Consider the following 15,859-nt stretch of genomic DNA (forward strand, 5'->3'; position numbering starts at 1 on the left):
CTCCGACGGCCCGTCGGTCCGGCTTCCCGCCGGATCGGCGGGCCGTCACCATTGTGGGCGCACCACGCGGGGCGGCGGTGGCACGTTGCGGTACTTCGCCACCCGCACCTCCCACTGGCTCCGGCGTCGCATCGCGTCCCGGACGGCCCGGTTACGGCGGAACGTCTCCGGCGGTCGGGCGAGCCCGTAGACGTCCGCCCACCACTCCCCCGGTTCAGGGTCGAGAATCGTGTCGAGGTGCGACGGGTAGCGGCGCTCGGCACCGTCCCGGGTGTCGTCGCGGTCCCGCATCGGGGTGAGCACCCGGCCGAACTCGTCGACCACGGCCAGCCGGAAGCCGGCCGCCGCGATGATCCGGCGTAGCAGGGCGATGCTCGGGGTGAGCGCACCCGCCTCGATCCGCCCGACCGTGCCGTGGTGCACCCCCGCCCAGCGGGCCAGTTCCCGTTGACTCGCGTCGGCACGCCGCCGGACCGCCCGTACGATGCCCGCCGCCGGCCAGGGCAGGTCGAACGGCCTGCTGAGGAAGGTCGGCGGCTCGTCCCCTTTCCCCTCCGGAGCGGGAGAGGGGGCCGCAGCCGGGGCGGACGGAGCTGCAAGAGCCGGAGCGGACGGGGCCGGAGCGGGCGACGCCGGAGCGGACGGCGCCGGAGCGGACGGGCCGGAGCGGACGGGGCCGGAGCGGACGGGGCCGGAGCGGAGCCCAGGACGGGGTGGGACGCCGAAGCCGGGCCAGAGCCCGAGGTGGGATGGGCAGCGGGTTCGGGCGGCAGTGCGGGGTCGGTCATGGCGCCACCGTCGCGCCCGGCCAGGCCCTGCCGCAACCCCGCCGTCGTCACCTGTGGACAACTCCGCGACCTGTGGAAAACCCGCATCCTCCACAGACCCCTTCCGATCACGCTGGGTTACTCGGTCGCCTCATCGCCTCAATTACTTTGGGTAACGCAAGCCTGGACGACCCCACCGCCCCCCCAAGATCCATCAGAACACCGTGAACAGCAAGAACGTCTAACCCCTCTCCACCCCGCCCCACTGCCCCACCGACGCTTTGCTCTGCTGCCCCATCCGCGACAGGCACCCAGAGCGAGCGTCGCGCGGATGGCAGCAGAGCAAAGTGCGCGAATGAGGGTAGGTGGAGGGAGGCCAGAAAACGCGGAGAGTAATCAAGACGGCTGCCCGCCGACCGGACGGTGCCGCCGAATTTAGACCCAGCATCGCCAGCGACAGCAGCTCACCGACGGCAGGGCGGGGGACCTTGGGCCGGGGACCTTGGGCCGGGGACCTTGGGCCGAGGGCCGGATCCCGGACGGGGCGGGGTGTGGACCGGGGTCGAGGCCGGAGCGGGGACCGGGTCAGGAGAGCGGGACCGGGTGCCGTGGCGAGGACCGGGAGGCCCCAGGTCAAGGAACGAGGGGCCAGATCAGGGAACGGGAGGCCAGGTCAAGGAACGGGGGCCGGAGCAAGGAACGGGGGCCACAAGCCCAGAGGTCAGGGCAGGGAACGAGGAGCCAGGGCAGGAAACAGGGGGCCAGGTCAAGGAACGGGGGCCGGAGCAAGGAACGAGGGCCACAAGCCCAGAGGCCAGGGCAGGGCACGGAGGGCGGACCGGGGGCGGGGGACGCCGACGAGGGTGGGCCACGGCGCTCGCGGCACGGACCAAGCCGCCCCGGGAGTCAGTAACGCTGACGGAGCAGCGTCGCGGCTTCCACCGCCCAGTAGGTGAGGATGACCTGCGCGCCGGCCCGCCGGATCGAGGTGAGCGTCTCCAGCATCACCCGCTCGCGGTCGATCCACCCGTTCGCGGCAGCCGCCTCGACCATCGCGTACTCGCCGGAGACCTGGTAGGCGGCGACCGGGACGTCCACTGCGGCCCGGACCGCCGCCACCACGTCGAGGTAGGGCAGCGCGGGCTTCACCATCACCAGGTCGGCGCCCTCGGCCACGTCCAGCTCGACCTCGCGCAGGGACTCCCGCAGGTTGGCCGGGTCCTGCTGGTAGGTGCGCCGGTCGCCGTCGAGCGCCGACTCGACGGCGTCGCGGAACGGGCCGTAGAAGGCGGAGGCGTACTTCGCCGCGTACGCCAGCACCGCCACGTCGGCGTGACCGGCGGCGTCGAGGGCCCGGCGGACCACGCCCACCTGACCGTCCATCATCCCGGACGGGCCGACCATGCCGACCCCGGCGTCCGCCTGCGCCACCGCCATCTCGGCGTACGCGGCCAGGGTCGCGTCGTTGTCCACCCCGCCGTCGGGGGTGAGCAGCCCGCAGTGCCCGTGCGAGGTGAACTCGTCGAGGCACAGGTCGCTCATCACCACGGTGGCGTCGCCGACCTCGGCCACCACGTCGCGGATGGCGACGTTCAGAATGCCGGCCGGGTCGATGCCGCCGGAGCCGGTCGGGTCCCGCTGCTCGGGCACCCCGAACAGCATGATCCCGCCGACCCCGGCCTGGACCGCCTCCACCGCCGCCTTGCGCAGCGAGTCCCGGGAGTGCTGGAGCACCCCCGGCAGCGACGCGATGGCCCGTGGCCCGGTCAGCCCCTCCTTGACGAACATCGGCACGACCAGCTCCGCCGGGTCGACGCGGGTCTCGGAGACCAGCCGCCGCACGGCCGCGTTACGGCGCAGCCGGCGGGGCCGGATCTCGGGGTACGGCATGAGGGGCCTCCCAGTACGACTAGCGGAACCTGAGCGCGGTCGGCCCCTGCACCTTCGAACCCCGACGCTGCTTCGCCGGCATCGCGGCGAGCTTCTCGCGCAGTTCGACGGCGTAGGCGGCGAGCGCCTCGACCAGGTCGGGCACCGAGGCGTGCGGCGGCTGCACGTCGACCCGCAGGCCGAACTCCGTCGCGGTCTCCGCCGTCTTGGGCCCGATGACAGCGACAACGGTACGCGCGTGCGGCTTCCCCGCGATACCGACGAGGTTGCGCACCGTGGAGGAGGACGTGAAGAGCACCGCGTCGAACCCGCCCGACTTGATCGCGTCCCGGATCTCGGCGGGTGGCGGGGCGGCGCGGACCGTCCGATAGGCGGTCACGTCGTCGACCTCCCAGCCGCGCTCGGTGAGCCCGGCGGCGAGCGTCTCGGTGGCGATGTCGGCGCGCGGCAGCAGCACCCGGCCGACCGGGTCGAGGATCTCGTCGTGCGGGGAGAACTCGGCCAGCAGCCCCTCGGAGGACTGCTCCCCGGCGGGCACCAGCTCCGGCTGGATGCCGAAGGCGCGCACCGCGTCGGCGGTGGCCTCACCGATGCAGGCGATCTTGACGCCGCCGAAGTGCCGGGCGTCCAGCCCGTGCTCGGCGAACTTCTCCCAGACCGCCCGGACCGCGTTGACCGAGGTGAAGATCACCCAGGCGTACCGGCCGTCGACCAGCCCCTTGACCGCCCGCTCCATCTGCGCCGGGGTACGCGGCGGCTCGACCGCGATCGTCGGCACCTCGCACGGGATCGCCCCGTACGCGCGCAGCCGGGCGCTCATCGCCCCGGCCTGCTCCTTCGTCCGGGGGACCAGCACCTTCCAGCCGTACAGCGGGCGGTTCTCCCACCAGCTCAGCCGGTCCCGCTGGCCGACGCCCTCGCCGACGGTGAGCACCACCCGGCCGGTGAAGCCGAGCGCCGCCGCGACGAACGAGTCCACGCTCGACGTGGTGGTGTACTGCGTCTCGCCGGTGCCGTCGCCGGTCACCCCGACCCCGGTGGTGCCGTCCACCCCCGCGGCCAGCAGGCCGTCGCGCACCGCGGCCAGGTCACCGGCGTCGACCGCCAGGGCCAGCGAGCCCCGGGCGACGGCGGCGGCGAGCGCGTCGAAGTCCAGCGTGCCGACGTCCTCGACGTCTGCGGCGGTGCGTACCCCGGGCAACGGCACCCCGGCGTAGGTGGCGACGCCCTCGGCCTGGCCGACGCCCGGCACCACCTCGAAGTGCGCGGCGGTCCGCGCGACGGCCTGCACCTCCTTGACCACCGAGTCGTGGCCGAACGGGTCACCGGCGACCAGGTGCACCGCGTTGAGCCCGGAGCGGGCCGCGCTGATGAGCATCTTCGCCACGTCGCCCGGTACGCCCTCGGCGGGGCTGAACTGGGCGTCGGCCCGGGCCTGGGCGCGCACGACGTCGAGCAGCGACTCGGGGACTCCCCGGTCGTACACCACCTGGTCGGCGTCGGTCAGGGCGTCGTGGGCCCGGCGGGTCAGTAGGCCCGGGTCACCGGGTCCGGCGCCGACGAACGCGATGCGGCCGACGGGCTTACGGGTGCGGGTCATTCTGTGCTCCCAAATTGCTGGGTCCCCGGGCCGGTGCTTCCTTCGTGGCCGAGGATCGAGTCGGCGCCGAGTTCGAGGAGTTCGGCGGCGAGTGCCTTGCCGATCTCCGCCGCGTCGGCGGGCGTTCCGGTGCGGGACAGCCGGAGGTCTCGGGAACCGTCCGGGCTGATCACCGCCCCGCGCAGGTAAATCTCGTCACCGTTCTCACCTTCGGCGAGTTCGGCGTAGGCGGCGACCGGGGCGGAGCACCCGGCCTCCAGGGTGGCCAGCAGCGCCCGTTCCGCGACGACCGCGGCCCGCGACGGTGCGTGGTCGAGCACGGCGAGCAGCTCGACCAGGTCGGAGTCGTCGGCCCGGCACTCCACGGCCAGCGCGCCCTGGGCGGGCGCGGGCAGCATCAGCATCGGGTCGAGCGTTTCGGTGATCACGTCGGTCCGGCCGAGCCGGGCCAGCCCGGCCCGGGCCAGCACGACCGCGTCGAGGTCGGCGTCCGGGCCGAGCACCCGGCCGAGCCGGGTGTCGACGTTGCCCCGGATCGGGGTGACCTCCAGTTGCAGGCCGAGGGCGTGCAGCTGGGCGATGCGGCGCAGCGCGCCGGTGCCGACCACGGCCCCGGGCGGCAGCTCCGCGAGGGTACGACCACCGGTGGCGACCAGCGCGTCACGCGGGTCCTGCCGGGGCGGCACCGCCGCGACGTGCAGCCCACTCGCCTCGGCGGTGGGTAGATCCTTGTAGGAGTGCACGGCGAGGTCGATGGTGCGGGCGGTCAACGCGTCGCGCAGCGCCGAGACGAAGACGCCGACGCCGAGGCGCTGCACCGGCGCGGACGACCGGTCCCCGGCGGTGACCACCTCGACCAGCTCGACGGCGCGGCCGGTCGCCGCGGTGATCGCCTCGGCGACGTGGCCGGACTGGGCCATCGCCAGGGCGCTGCCCCGGGTGCCGAGGCGCAGGGGGGTACTCATCGCTCACCTCCGGTGGGCGGCTGGTCGGAGTCGGTCGTCGGCACGTCGGCGACCTCGAACGATCCATGGCCGGTCTCGACCACGTCGGGCACCGAGTCGACCGGCGAGGTCTGCGGCACCTGCAGGTCGAACAGCTCGCGCAGCAGCGCGGCGTACTGGTCGCCACCCGGTTCGGCGGCGAGCTGGCGGACCTTGACGGTGGGCTGGTGCAGCAGCCGCTGCACCACCCGGTGCACGGTCCGGGCGACCTCGGCGCGCTGCTCGTCGCTGAAGTCCGGGCGACGCTGGGTGAGCCGACGCAGCTCGGCGGTCACCACGTCGTCGGCGCGTCCGCGCAGGGCGGCCACGGTGGGTGCCACGTCGGCGCCGCGCAGCCAGCTCAGGAACGCCTCGACCTCGGTGGCCACGATCCGGCCGACCTCGGCGGCGTCGGCGGCGGCCGGGCCGTCGGCGAGCAGGGTGGCCATCCGGTCGATGTCGATCACCTCGACGCCGGGCAGCCCGGCCACCTCGGGTGCGACGTCGCGGGGGACGGCGAGGTCGAGCAGGACCAGCGGCCCCGGTCGGGGTCGCGGCGGGCGAGCGCACCGGTCACCACGTCGACGGTGAGGACCGGTTCGGTGGCGGCGGTGGCGGCCACTACGATGTCCACTGTGGAGAGCGCGGGGACGAGTCCGGCGATCGGGACGGCGTTCGCCCCGTACGACTCGGCCAACCGGACCGCCCGGTCGACGCCCCGGTTGGTGACGGTGAGCGGGCCGGCGTCCCGGCGGGACAGCGTCGCCACGCTCAGCGCGCCCATCGCACCCGCGCCGACCACCAGGGCCGGCCGGCCGGTGAGGCCACCGTCGAGCAGCTCGGCGGTGAGGTCCAGGGCGGCGGTGACGACGCTCTGCCCGGCCCGGTCGATGTTGGTCTCGGCGTGGGCCCGTTTGCCGACCCGCAGCGCCTGCTGCATCAGCTCGTGCAGCAGCCGCCCGGCGGTGTCCGCGCCGGAGGCCCAGTGGTAGGCGTCGCGGAGCTGGCCGAGGATCTGCGCCTCGCCCACGACCATCGAGTCCAGTCCGGCGGCGACCCGGAAGACGTGGTCGACGGCGGCGGCGTCGTAGTGCACGTAGAGGTGGTTGGCGAACGCGGCGGGTGGGGCGCCGGCCTGCTCGGCGAGGACCGCGCAGATGTCGCCCAGGCCGCCGTGGAAACCGGACACGGCGGCGTAGACCTCCACCCGGTTGCAGGTGGAGACGAGCACCGCCTCGGCGACGTACGGCTGGGCGACCAGGCGGTCCAGGGTGCGGGTGAGGTCGGCGGGGGCGACTGCCAACTGCTCCAGGGTAGCCACGGGAGCGGTGCGGTAGGACGCGCCGACGACGAGCAGCTTCACGTGCCGATCGCCTCCTGGGTGTCGGGGGTCGTGAGCCCGCCGGGCAGGGCGGTGAGGGCGGAGCCGCCGGTGGCGGGCAGCGCGGTCAGCGACGCCTTGCGGTGCTCGTGGAAGGACAGGATCTGCAGCTCGATGGCGAGGTCGACCTTGCGCACGTCGACCCCGTCCGGCACCGAGAGTACGCACGGCGCGAAGTTGAGGATGCTCGTGACGCCGACGGCGACCAGTTGCTCGGCCACCGCCTGGGCGGCCGGGGCCGGGGTGGCGATCACGCCGATCGAGATGGCCTCCTCGGCGGCGACCCGGGGCAGCTCGTCGACGTGCCGGACGACCAACCCGTTGATCATCTCGCCGACCCGGGACGTGTCGGCGTCGAAGAGGGCCGCGATCCGGAAGCCCCGTCCGGCGAAGCCGGCGTAGCCGGCCAGGGCGTGACCGAGATTACCCACCCCGACCAGGGCGACGGCCCGCCGTTGGGTGAGCCCGAGCACGAACTCGATCTGGTCGATCAGCAGGGCGACGTCGTAGCCGACGCCCCGGGTGCCGTACGAGCCGAGGTGGGAGAGGTCCTTGCGGAGCTTGGCGGAGTTGACTCCGGCCGCCCCGGCCAGGCCCTCGCTGGAGACCGTCTCGTGGCCGGCGTCGGCGAGGTTGTGCAGGGCGCGGAGATACTCGGGGAGCCGCGCGACGGTCGCCTCCGGGAGGTCCGGGAGCGCCGGTACGGCACCGGCGCGGCCGGGCACGCCAGGGTGACGGTGCTGACTCATGAGACTCCGTGCGGTGCGATCCTCGGCCGGCTCCGGTGCCCGCCCGTTGGGGGACCCCCGCCGGTGGCCGGGTGAGCCGGCCGTGCTAGCAGGGCGCGTCGAAACTACAGAGTAGGCGCTTGTGAAGACGTGCACAAATCGCGATCTTGCTGAATCGCGGCACTCCTCCACCAGCTCCCCCATCCCGCAAGATCGATCCGGCACGCCAAGGGTGCCGCCGCGCGATTATTACGCAATCCCGACTTCCCTCACCAATCGCGCGCGACTGCTGACCCACCGTGATCCGCGCCACCCTAGAGCTGGGGAGTGGTCAGATCCTTGAGCAACCGCTCCTCCTCCACCCGCCAGTACCCGTGCTCCTTGCCGTCGAGCAGCACCACCGGCAGCCGGTCGCCGTACTCGCGCTCCAGCTCGACGTCGCCGGTCACGTCCTTCTCGACCCACCGGTCGCCGGTGACCGCCACCACCCGCTCCAGGGCGGCCTTGGCGTCCTCGCACAGGTGACAACCGGGTCGGGTGATCAGGGCGAGCCGGGCGGCAGTGGACATCGGGACCTCCGGGTACGGGGCGGCCGAACTCGGCCGCGACGGGGATGCGCGCGGTGGACGGACCGGTGCGCACGGGTGCCGGATGCCCGGCGACACGCGCCGGGCACGCCCGCCCAGTCTCGCCCGTCCACCGGTGCGCCACACCCGGGACGGCCGAGCCGGTCGCGCAGTGGCCGAGTCTGGCACGCCCCCGACCGCCCGGCCAGGCCCACACACCGTACGGTCACGCAGCGTCAACGGGCCCGCCCGAACGGAGGGCCGATCCGGGTCCCCGACCGCGCCGGGACGGGGCCGGGAACACCGGTGAACGGACCGGCGCCACGGCGTGTCGTCGACCGCCGACCACCCCACTGAGCTGCAATTTCCACCCCAGATCAAGTCGCGACGTGAAAGTCAACCGACCACGACGGACAACCGGTCCGCCAAGGCTGTGCGGCCCCGGCAAATACTTTGGCCCTGTGTAACGGACTTGGCACACACGGGTGACGTTGGCCCTATCATCACTCGGGTCGGCTCACCCCATTTGCCGTGAGTCGACACCCCTCAGCCCGAGGAGGCCCCCGTGCCTGTGCGCGCATTGGACCAGCACCTCAAGGGGATCTGCCGCGCGTCGGCACCCCACCACACGGCCCTGTCCGACAGGGACAGACCCGGCGCGGCGGCTGCCCGCCGCCGTCCGGGCCCGGCCGTGTCGCGCCCTCGGGAGGCCCGATGACCGCCTTCGGCTACCCGGATCATCCCACCGGGCTGACCGGGCCGACGCCCCGCGCATCGGTGAACGAACGGTTGGACCCGGCCCGCCCGGAGGCGGCGTCCCGCCGGGTGCACCAGCGTCCACACCCCAACGAGGCGGCACCCCGGCCCGCCGCGCCCGGTGGCAACGCCACCCCGGCCGGCCGGGTGACCTCACCCGCCCGGCCACCCACCATGCCCACGCAGAGCCGCCGGGTCGGCGACCCCCCCGCCGTGACCGATCCGACCGGCGGGGAGACCGCCGTCATCCCGGCCGTACCGGCCGACGACACCGCACTGATCCCGGCCGTACCGACCGACGACACCGCACTGATCCCGGCCGTACCGACCGACGACACCGCACTGGTCCCGGCCGTGCCGACCGACGACACCGCACGCCCGACGGCCCCGGCCCCCGCCCCGGCCGGCACCACCGCGACGCCCACCGGCACCCCGCCCACCGGCTTTCCGAGCCGACCCGACCCGTCCGACCCGGCCACCGAGGTCTGGACGCTGGTCGAACGGGCGCAGGCCGGCGAGGCCGAGGCGTTCGGACTGATCTACGACCGGTACGTGGACACGGTCTTCCGGTTCGTCTACTTCCGGGTCGGCAACCGCCAACTGGCGGAGGACCTCACCTCGGACACCTTCCTGCGCGCCCTCAAACGGATCGGCAGCTTCACCTGGCAGGGTCGCGACCTGGGCGCCTGGCTGGTCACCATCGCCCGCAACCTGGTCGCCGACCACTTCAAGTCCGGCCGCTACCGGCTGGAGGTGACCACCGGTGACGTACTCGACGCCGACCGGGAGGACCGCGGACCGGAGGGCAGCCCCGAGGCGGCGGTGGTCGAGCACATCACCAACGTCGCGCTGCTCACCGCCGTCACCCGGCTCAACCCGGAACAGCAGGAGTGCATCGTGCTCCGCTTCCTCCAGGGCCTCTCGGTGGCGGAGACGGCCCGGGCGATGGGCAAGAACGAGGGAGCGATCAAGGCGTTGCAGTACCGCGCGGTCCGCGCGCTGGCCCGTCTGCTACCCGACGGTTTCCAGCCCTGACCTGCGGCAACGATCACTCTTCGTGATTTCGCTGCCGGCCGCCCCGTAACCGGTGCCCGGCACGGAGCGTTTCTCCGGGTGCGGCCGGTGGTTGTCCCGGCGCCCCCGGATCCGTCCCGGTCCAGGGCAGCGCCGCCGACCACGACCCTGGTACGACGGTGCACGCCGCCGCCGGTCGCTGGGAACCACCGCGGCCGACCGGCCGTGACCAGCGAGAGGGGGTGCCTGCGGTGGACAGCGACCTTTTCTCCCGTCGTCGGGCCGTACGCTTCGCCCAGCTTCTCGACGAGGCCAACGGCGGCCGACGCCACCACGTCCGATCCCGCGCCGACGACCAGCTCACCAGGCTCGTGGCGGTCGGGCAGCGACTCGTCGCCGAGCGACCTGACATCCACGTGGACGTCGAGTTCCGCGCCGGCCTGCGGGCCATGCTGGTGGCCGCCGCCGAGCGGGAACACACCACCGACCCGGCTGCGGCCGGCACCCCGCAGGCCACCGGCCGGAGTTCGCTGCTGGGCGGGGCGACCGCCCGCCGGGCCCGGGCCCGGGGCGCCATCCTGGTGGGCATCGCGGCCGGGGCGATCGCCGTCTCCGGCATCTCCGCCGCCAGTGAGAACGCGGTGCCCGGCGACGCCCTGTACGGCATGAAGCGTTCCACCGAACGGGCCCAGCTAGCCCTGGCCAAGTCGGACCTCAGCCGCGGGCAACTCTTCCTCGACTTCGCCCGGACCCGGCTCGACGAGGCGGCGACGCTCCGCGACGACGCGACCGGGTTCAGCGCGGTCCTCGACGACATGGACGCCGACACCCGGCAGGGCGTACGGCTGCTCACCACCGGTGCCGCGCAGCACACCGATCCGGCGGCGCTGGACGCGGTGAACACCTTCGTCACCGGGCAACGTCGGGCGGTGGCCGGCCTGCTCGACGGGGCCGGCTCCGCCGAGCGGGAACGCACCCGGCAGTCCCTCGCCCTGCTCGACGCGATCCGCAAGCGCTCCGACGCGCTGCGCGCCGCGATCAGCTGCGCGTCACCCGCCCCGGTCGACAGCGACGCCCTCGGCCCTGTCCCGGCCGGCTGCCCGATCGACCGCTGACCGGCGGCAGAGTCACCCGCCACAGTTCCTGCGTGGACCGGTCGACCGGCGTCCCGGCCCGACTAGGCTCGTCAACGAAGGCACGCTCGACGGCGCGGGAGGAGGTGCGATGGCCGACACCCGCAAGGTGACCGTCAGCACCGACGCCCACGGGCACACCGCCGGCTGGGCGGACGCGACGCCGACGCTCGGGCCCGCCCCGGCGGATTCCCTCGCCGCTGCGTTCTTCGACGTCGACAACACCATGATGCAGGGCGCGTCGATCTACTGGTTCGCCCGTGGGCTCGCCGCCCGCCGCTACTTCACCACCGGTGACCTGGCCCGGTTCGCCTGGCAGCAGGCCCGGTTCCGGTTGCTGGCCACCGAGCACGCCGGTGACATGTCGAAGGCCAGACAGGCCGCCCTCGCCTTCGTCGAGGGTTGGCGGGTCGGTGACGTCGAACGGCTGGCCGAGGAGATCTTCGACGAGTTGATGGCACCACGGATCTGGGTCGGCACCCGACGGCTCGCCCAACGCCACCTCGACGCCGGCCAGCGGGTCTGGTTGGTCAGCGCCGCGCCGGTGGAGATCGGCCGGGTGATCGCCGCCCGGCTCGGCCTGACCGGCGCGATCGGCACCGTCGCCGAGGTGGTTGACGGCGCGTACACCGGCCGGCTGGTGGGTGACCTGATGCACGGGCCGGCGAAGGCCGAGGCGGTCCTCCAACTCGCCACGGTCGAAGGGCTGGAGCTGGCCCGCTGCACCGCCTACAGCGACTCCTGCAACGACCTGCCGATGCTCGACGCGGTGGGCCGGGCGGTGGCGGTCAACCCGGACGGCGCGTTGCTGCGTACCGCCCGGGAGCGGGGCTGGGAGGTCCGGGACTTCCGCACCGGGCGCCGGGCCGCCCGGATCGCCGTACCGTCGACGGCGGCGCTGGGGCTGCTGGCCGGCGCGGTCTCCGCCGGCCGGGCGCTGCACCGACGCCGCCACCCGGCCTGACCCCGGCGCCACCCGGACCGCAGCCGACCCGCCGGGCCACCGCGCCGCACCCTCCCCGGACCGGGCCACCGCGCCACACCCCCGCGCCGGGCGGCCGGAGACGCAGGCTCAGGGGCCGAACGGGTCGGGGCGGCGTTCCAGCAGCTGGTGCAGGGTCTGCTGAATGGTCTCGCGGACCTGGTCGGCGAGGTTGAACACGACCAGCGGGTCGTCCGCCGAGTCGGTCAGGTGGGCGGTCGGGATCGGCGGGCAGAACTCGATCAGCCACTTGCTGGGCAGCGGCACCATGCCCAGCGGCCCCAGCCACGGGAACGTCGGGGTGACCGGGAAGTAGGGCAGCTTGAGCAGCCGGGCCAACGGTTTGATGTCGGCCAGCATCGGATAGATCTCCTCGCCGCCGACGATGGCGACCGGGACGATCGGGGTGCCGGTGCGCAACGCCGCCGAGACGAAACCACCCCGGCCGAAGCGTTGCAGCTTGTAGCGGTCGGAGTAGAGCTTGCCGATGCCCTTGAACCCCTCGGGGAAGACGCCCACCACCTCGCCGTTGCCGAGCAGCCGCTCGGCGTCCGGGTTGCAGGCGACCGTACCGCCGGTCTTGCGGGCCAGCTCGGAGACGACGGGCATCCGGAAGACCAGGTCCGCGCCGAGCAGCCGCAGGTAGCGGCGGGCGGGGTGCTGGTCGTGCAGGGCGGCGGAGAGGATCAGCGCGTCCAGGGCCACCGTGCCGGAGTGGTTGCCGACCACCAGGCCGGCCCCGTCGGTGGGCACGTGCTCCAGGCCGGTCACCTCGGTGCGGAACCAGTCGCGGTAGAGCAGCCGCAGCAGCGGATGGAAGACCGCCCCGGTCAGCTCCGGATCGAACCCGAACTCGTCCACCTCGTACTGGCCGGAGAGGCGGCGGCGCAGGAACGCCAGGCCGGAGGCGACCCGACGGTCCCACTGGTCACCGGGCCGGTCCGCCACCGAAGGGCCGGCCGCGTCAGGCTCGGCGGGCGCGGGCGCGGGCGCGGACTTGGGCGCGGGCGCGGGCGCGGGCGCGGACTTGGGCGCGGGCGCGGGCGCGGGCGCGGACTTGGGCGCGGGCGCGGGCGCGGACTTGGGCGCGGGGCGGGCCAGGTCGGGGGCGGTGGGCTCGGGCCGGGCCCCGTTGCGCGACGGCGGGGCGGGGACGGGCGGCGTGGTGAGCCGACGGTGGCCGTTCTGCTCGGTCACGTACGGTCCCGGACCGCGGAACGGACCTGCCGGATGCTCTCCAGCACCATCTGCTCGGCCATGGCGAGCTGGTCCCGGCTGAGGACGGCACCACCGTGGTGGGCGCGGATGAAGTCGTCGAACGCGACGGCGGTGGAGCGCGGGGTGAAGCCGTACTCCCGGGTCAGCCGGCGGGTGTCGACCACTCGGCCGTGCACGATCAGGTCGACCTGGTCGAGGCCGTAGCGGCCGAAGCCGAGGTTACGGGCGATCGCGGCGGCCCCGGACAGCCCCGGCTCCCACACCGGCACGGCCACCCGACCGGCCCGGCGGATCGCCTGGGACAGCGAGAGCACCCCCGGCCCGGCGACGTTGTACGTGCCCGGGTGGTCCTCGGCGACCGACCGGTGCAGCACCTCCAGGGCGTCGTCGAAGTGCACGAACTGGAGCCGGGGATCGCGGCCGAAGACCGTGGGCACCACCGGCTGGGAGAAGTACCGGGTGAGTGTGGTGTCGGCGGTGGAGCCGATGAACGGGGCGAAGCGCAGCACCGTCGCGGTCACGTCGGGTCGACGGCGACGGAAGCCGCGCACGTACCCCTCGATGTCGAGGATGTCGCGGCCGAAACCGCCGCGCGGCACCTCGCGGGGCTCGGTCTCCTCCGTGAAGACCGCCGGGTCGCGGAAGGACGCGCCGTAGGCGGCGGTCGACGACCGGACCACTAGCTTGCGCAGCCGGGGTGCCCGCTGGCAGGCGGCGAGCAGCTGCATGGTGCCGATGACGTTCTGTTCCTTCATCCCCGACCGGCCGCCCTGCTGCGGGTCGGGGGCGGTGACCAGGGCGAGATGGACCACGGCGACGACGTCGAGGTCGGCCAGCAGGCCGCCGAGCGAGTCGAGGTCCAGCCGGATGCGTTCCACCCGGTCGAGCAGGCCGGCGAACTCGGGGCCGGGAGTGGCCGGGTCGACGCCGATCACCCGTTCGATGCGGGGGTCGGCGGCGAGCCGGGCGGCGACGTGCGCCCCCAGATAACGACCGACCCCGGTCACGACGACGACCCCCGGAGCACCTGGGGTGCCACCGGGGGTCATCGCGCACGCCCTGACCGGCAGGCGAGATCGAGCCGGGATGTCCGCGGCCTGATCACCTGAGCCTCCGGGGGTCGACAGATGGCAAGTGGTGCCGGACGCCGGGTGGTGACCCGGCGTCGGTCACTTGCCGAGACGGCGACGCTGGACGCGGGTCTTGCGCAGCAGCTTGCGGTGCTTCTTCTTAGCCATGCGCTTGCGGCGCTTCTTGACCACCGAGCCCATACGACAGCCTTTCGATGCAACGTTCGGCACGGACGCCCGGCGTCGAGATGGTGACGCCGGTGGCCGCTCTGCGGACAACGGACCTGGACCCAGCCTGGTGGCGGCGGGGCACACCGGCGCACGGTTCAGGATCGGCTCCAGGGTAGCCGGAGAGCGTCAGCAGGACCAACGCGCCCCCAGCCGATGCCCGTTACGTCGCGATCGGTGCGGTCGTACGGCCGCGACCGGCGCGATCAGGCGGTCTCCTGGAACGCCCCACGCAGATAGTCGTGTACGGCGTGCTCGGGCACCCGGAACGAACGGCCCACCCGGACGGCGGTGAGTTCACCGCTGTGCACCAGGCGATAGACCGTCATCTTGGACACCCGCATCACCGCGGCGACCTCGGCGACCGTGAGGAACCTGACATCCGACAGCCGACCGTCGGAGGACTGCGACCCGGCCATGGCTCACCCGACCCATCCCATGCCCGGCGCGCGCCACCCGACGGAGCTTCCGCACGGGCCGGCAACGCGCGTGTTACCAGTACGGTAGCGGGGCGGCTGTGACCTGCGCGATCCCTTCCCACAACTCATCGCGCACCGGGCGTCGTTCACCCGGTCGTGACCTGGTGTTCCCGGATGGCCTACTTCTTCGAGGCCAGGGCCCGACCGAAGAAGACCAGGTTCGCGGGGCGCTCGGCGAGGCGGCGCATCAGGTAGCCGTACCAGTCCTCCCCGTACGGCAGGTAGGTGCGCACCGTGTAGCCCTCACCGGCCAGCCGGGCCTGCTCGTCGGGGCGGATGCCGTACAGCATCTGGAACTCGAACTCGCCGGGGCCCCGGTCGAACCAGCGGGCCCGGTCCTCGCCGATGGCGATCAGGCGCGGGTCGTGGGTGGCCAGCATCGGGTAGCCCGCCCCGGACATCAGCACGTTGAGGCAGCGCACGTACGACTTGTCCACCTCGCGGGCCGACTGGTACGCCACCGACTCCGGCTCGGCGTACGCGCCCTTGCACAACCGGACCCGCGACCCGGCACCGGCCAACTCCCGGCAGTCCGACTCGGTCCGCCGCAGGTACGCCTGGAGCACCGCCCCGGTCGACGGGTGGTCCTTACGCAGCTTGACCAGCGTGTCCAGGGTCGAGTCGGTGGTGGTGTGGTCCTCCATGTCCAGGGTGACCGTGGTGCCCGCCTCGTCGGCCGCCGCGCAGATCGCCCGCGCGTTGTCGTAGGCCAACTGCTCGTCGAAGCGCTGACCGAGGGCGGAGAGCTTGACGCTCACCTCGGCGGCCGGGGTGAGCCCGGCGGCGTCGAGCGCCCGCAGCAGGGCGAGGTACTCGTCCCGGGTGGCGGTGGCCTGGTCGGGGGTGACGGTGTCCTCGCCGAGGTTGTCGAGGGTGACCGTCAGGCCGTCGGCGACGAGTTCGCGGGTCGCGCGCAACGCGTCGTCGGTGCCGGTGCCGGCGACGAACCGGCGGACGACGTCCCGGGTGAGGGGGCCGTCGCGACGAGCCGCTCGACCTGGGATGACCGGGAGGCGGCGAGGATGACGGAACGGAGCATGAGCCGAGCGTAACGCCCGACCGTG

13 protein-coding genes and 2 pseudogenes are annotated in these 15,859 nt (G+C 73.6%); 3 read left to right on the forward strand and 12 right to left on the reverse strand.

What is annotated here, in order from left to right:
• Positions 1-45 precede the first annotated feature (45 nt).
• The 7 genes and pseudogenes from J7462_RS33335 to J7462_RS16675 all read right to left on the reverse strand — a co-directional run bounded on the left by J7462_RS33335 (position 46) and on the right by J7462_RS16675 (position 7,918).
• The gene (locus J7462_RS33335; RefSeq protein ID WP_308290920.1) at positions 46-423 is read right to left on the reverse strand and encodes an XRE family transcriptional regulator; all 378 of its coding nucleotides are present in this window, start codon (positions 421-423) and stop codon (positions 46-48) included.
• Between the two features lie 1,250 nt (positions 424-1,673).
• Positions 1,674-2,657 carry a porphobilinogen synthase gene (gene hemB, locus J7462_RS16650; protein ID WP_219464861.1) on the reverse strand — a complete coding sequence of 328 codons (984 nt, stop codon included), beginning with the start codon at positions 2,655-2,657 and terminating at the stop codon, positions 1,674-1,676.
• 19 nt (positions 2,658-2,676) lie between these two features.
• Positions 2,677-4,257, reverse strand: a complete 1,581-nt coding sequence (locus tag J7462_RS16655) for a uroporphyrinogen-III synthase (RefSeq protein ID WP_219464863.1) — start codon at positions 4,255-4,257, stop codon at positions 2,677-2,679.
• Complete coding sequence (gene hemC, locus J7462_RS16660; RefSeq protein WP_219464865.1) at positions 4,254-5,222, reverse strand: hydroxymethylbilane synthase; 969 nt, start codon at positions 5,220-5,222, stop codon at positions 4,254-4,256. The genes J7462_RS16655 and hemC overlap by 4 nt, the downstream gene beginning before the upstream one ends.
• Positions 5,219-6,603 (reverse strand): annotated as a pseudogene (locus tag J7462_RS16665) (glutamyl-tRNA reductase). The gene hemC and the pseudogene J7462_RS16665 overlap by 4 nt, the downstream one beginning before the upstream one ends.
• Positions 6,600-7,370 carry a redox-sensing transcriptional repressor Rex gene (locus J7462_RS16670; protein ID WP_208568307.1) on the reverse strand — a complete coding sequence of 257 codons (771 nt, stop codon included), beginning with the start codon at positions 7,368-7,370 and terminating at the stop codon, positions 6,600-6,602. The pseudogene J7462_RS16665 and the gene J7462_RS16670 overlap by 4 nt, the downstream one beginning before the upstream one ends.
• A 293-nt stretch (positions 7,371-7,663) precedes the next feature.
• Positions 7,664-7,918 carry a glutaredoxin family protein gene (locus J7462_RS16675; RefSeq protein WP_208568308.1) on the reverse strand — a complete coding sequence of 85 codons (255 nt, stop codon included), beginning with the start codon at positions 7,916-7,918 and terminating at the stop codon, positions 7,664-7,666.
• Between the two features lie 711 nt (positions 7,919-8,629).
• Between J7462_RS16675 and J7462_RS16680 the strand changes: the two genes are divergently transcribed.
• From J7462_RS16680 to J7462_RS16690, 3 genes are all read left to right on the forward strand, one after another.
• A complete protein-coding gene (locus J7462_RS16680) occupies positions 8,630-9,706 on the forward strand; it encodes an ECF subfamily RNA polymerase sigma factor, BldN family (protein ID WP_219464866.1) in 1,077 nt (358 codons plus the stop codon).
• A 230-nt stretch (positions 9,707-9,936) separates the two neighbouring features.
• A complete protein-coding gene (locus tag J7462_RS16685) occupies positions 9,937-10,800 on the forward strand; it encodes a DUF5667 domain-containing protein (RefSeq protein ID WP_219464867.1) in 864 nt (287 codons plus the stop codon).
• 109 nt (positions 10,801-10,909) lie between these two features.
• Entirely contained in the window at positions 10,910-11,782 is an 873-nt protein-coding gene (locus tag J7462_RS16690) for an HAD family phosphatase (protein ID WP_219464868.1), read from the forward strand.
• 108 nt (positions 11,783-11,890) lie between these two features.
• Here the strand turns inward: J7462_RS16690 and J7462_RS16695 are convergent, their stop codons facing one another.
• The 5 genes and pseudogenes from J7462_RS16695 to J7462_RS16715 all read right to left on the reverse strand — a co-directional run bounded on the left by J7462_RS16695 (position 11,891) and on the right by J7462_RS16715 (position 15,834).
• The gene (locus J7462_RS16695) at positions 11,891-12,748 is read right to left on the reverse strand and encodes a lysophospholipid acyltransferase family protein (RefSeq protein WP_219470394.1); all 858 of its coding nucleotides are present in this window, start codon (positions 12,746-12,748) and stop codon (positions 11,891-11,893) included.
• A gap of 245 nt (positions 12,749-12,993) precedes the next feature.
• The gene (locus tag J7462_RS16700; protein WP_219464869.1) at positions 12,994-14,067 is read right to left on the reverse strand and encodes an NAD-dependent epimerase/dehydratase family protein; all 1,074 of its coding nucleotides are present in this window, start codon (positions 14,065-14,067) and stop codon (positions 12,994-12,996) included.
• A gap of 120 nt (positions 14,068-14,187) precedes the next feature.
• Positions 14,188-14,289: a 30S ribosomal protein bS22 gene (locus J7462_RS16705; RefSeq protein ID WP_007465623.1), complete on the reverse strand. Its 102-nt coding sequence runs from the start codon at positions 14,287-14,289 to the stop codon at positions 14,188-14,190.
• A 233-nt stretch (positions 14,290-14,522) separates the two neighbouring features.
• The gene (locus tag J7462_RS16710; RefSeq protein WP_091242358.1) at positions 14,523-14,735 is read right to left on the reverse strand and encodes a helix-turn-helix domain-containing protein; all 213 of its coding nucleotides are present in this window, start codon (positions 14,733-14,735) and stop codon (positions 14,523-14,525) included.
• Positions 14,736-14,914: 179 nt separating this feature from the next.
• Positions 14,915-15,834, reverse strand: a pseudogene (locus tag J7462_RS16715) (proline dehydrogenase family protein).
• Between the last annotated feature and the right edge of the window lie 25 nt (positions 15,835-15,859).

Origin of the sequence: Micromonospora sp. RL09-050-HVF-A, assembly GCF_019374995.1 — a bacterium.
In the GTDB taxonomy this organism is placed as follows: domain Bacteria; phylum Actinomycetota; class Actinomycetes; order Mycobacteriales; family Micromonosporaceae; genus Micromonospora; species Micromonospora antibiotica.

Bases quoted from the DNA above. Each gene is read 5' to 3' on its own strand.
- J7462_RS16680 (WP_219464866.1), top strand. From the start codon at position 8,630: ATGACCGCCTTCGGCTACCCGGATCATCCCACCGGGCTGACCGGGCCG.
- J7462_RS16655 (WP_219464863.1), bottom strand. From the start codon at position 4,257: ATGACCCGCACCCGTAAGCCCGTCGGCCGCATCGCGTTCGTCGGCGCC.
- J7462_RS16710 (WP_091242358.1), bottom strand. From the start codon at position 14,735: ATGGCCGGGTCGCAGTCCTCCGACGGTCGGCTGTCGGATGTCAGGTTC.
- J7462_RS16670 (WP_208568307.1), bottom strand. From the start codon at position 7,370: ATGAGTCAGCACCGTCACCCTGGCGTGCCCGGCCGCGCCGGTGCCGTA.
- J7462_RS16700 (WP_219464869.1), bottom strand. From the start codon at position 14,067: ATGACCCCCGGTGGCACCCCAGGTGCTCCGGGGGTCGTCGTCGTGACC.
- J7462_RS16675 (WP_208568308.1), bottom strand. From the start codon at position 7,918: ATGTCCACTGCCGCCCGGCTCGCCCTGATCACCCGACCCGGTTGTCAC.
- hemB (WP_219464861.1), bottom strand. From the start codon at position 2,657: ATGCCGTACCCCGAGATCCGGCCCCGCCGGCTGCGCCGTAACGCGGCC.
- J7462_RS16690 (WP_219464868.1), top strand. From the start codon at position 10,910: ATGGCCGACACCCGCAAGGTGACCGTCAGCACCGACGCCCACGGGCAC.
- J7462_RS16705 (WP_007465623.1), bottom strand. From the start codon at position 14,289: ATGGGCTCGGTGGTCAAGAAGCGCCGCAAGCGCATGGCTAAGAAGAAG.
- hemC (WP_219464865.1), bottom strand. From the start codon at position 5,222: ATGAGTACCCCCCTGCGCCTCGGCACCCGGGGCAGCGCCCTGGCGATG.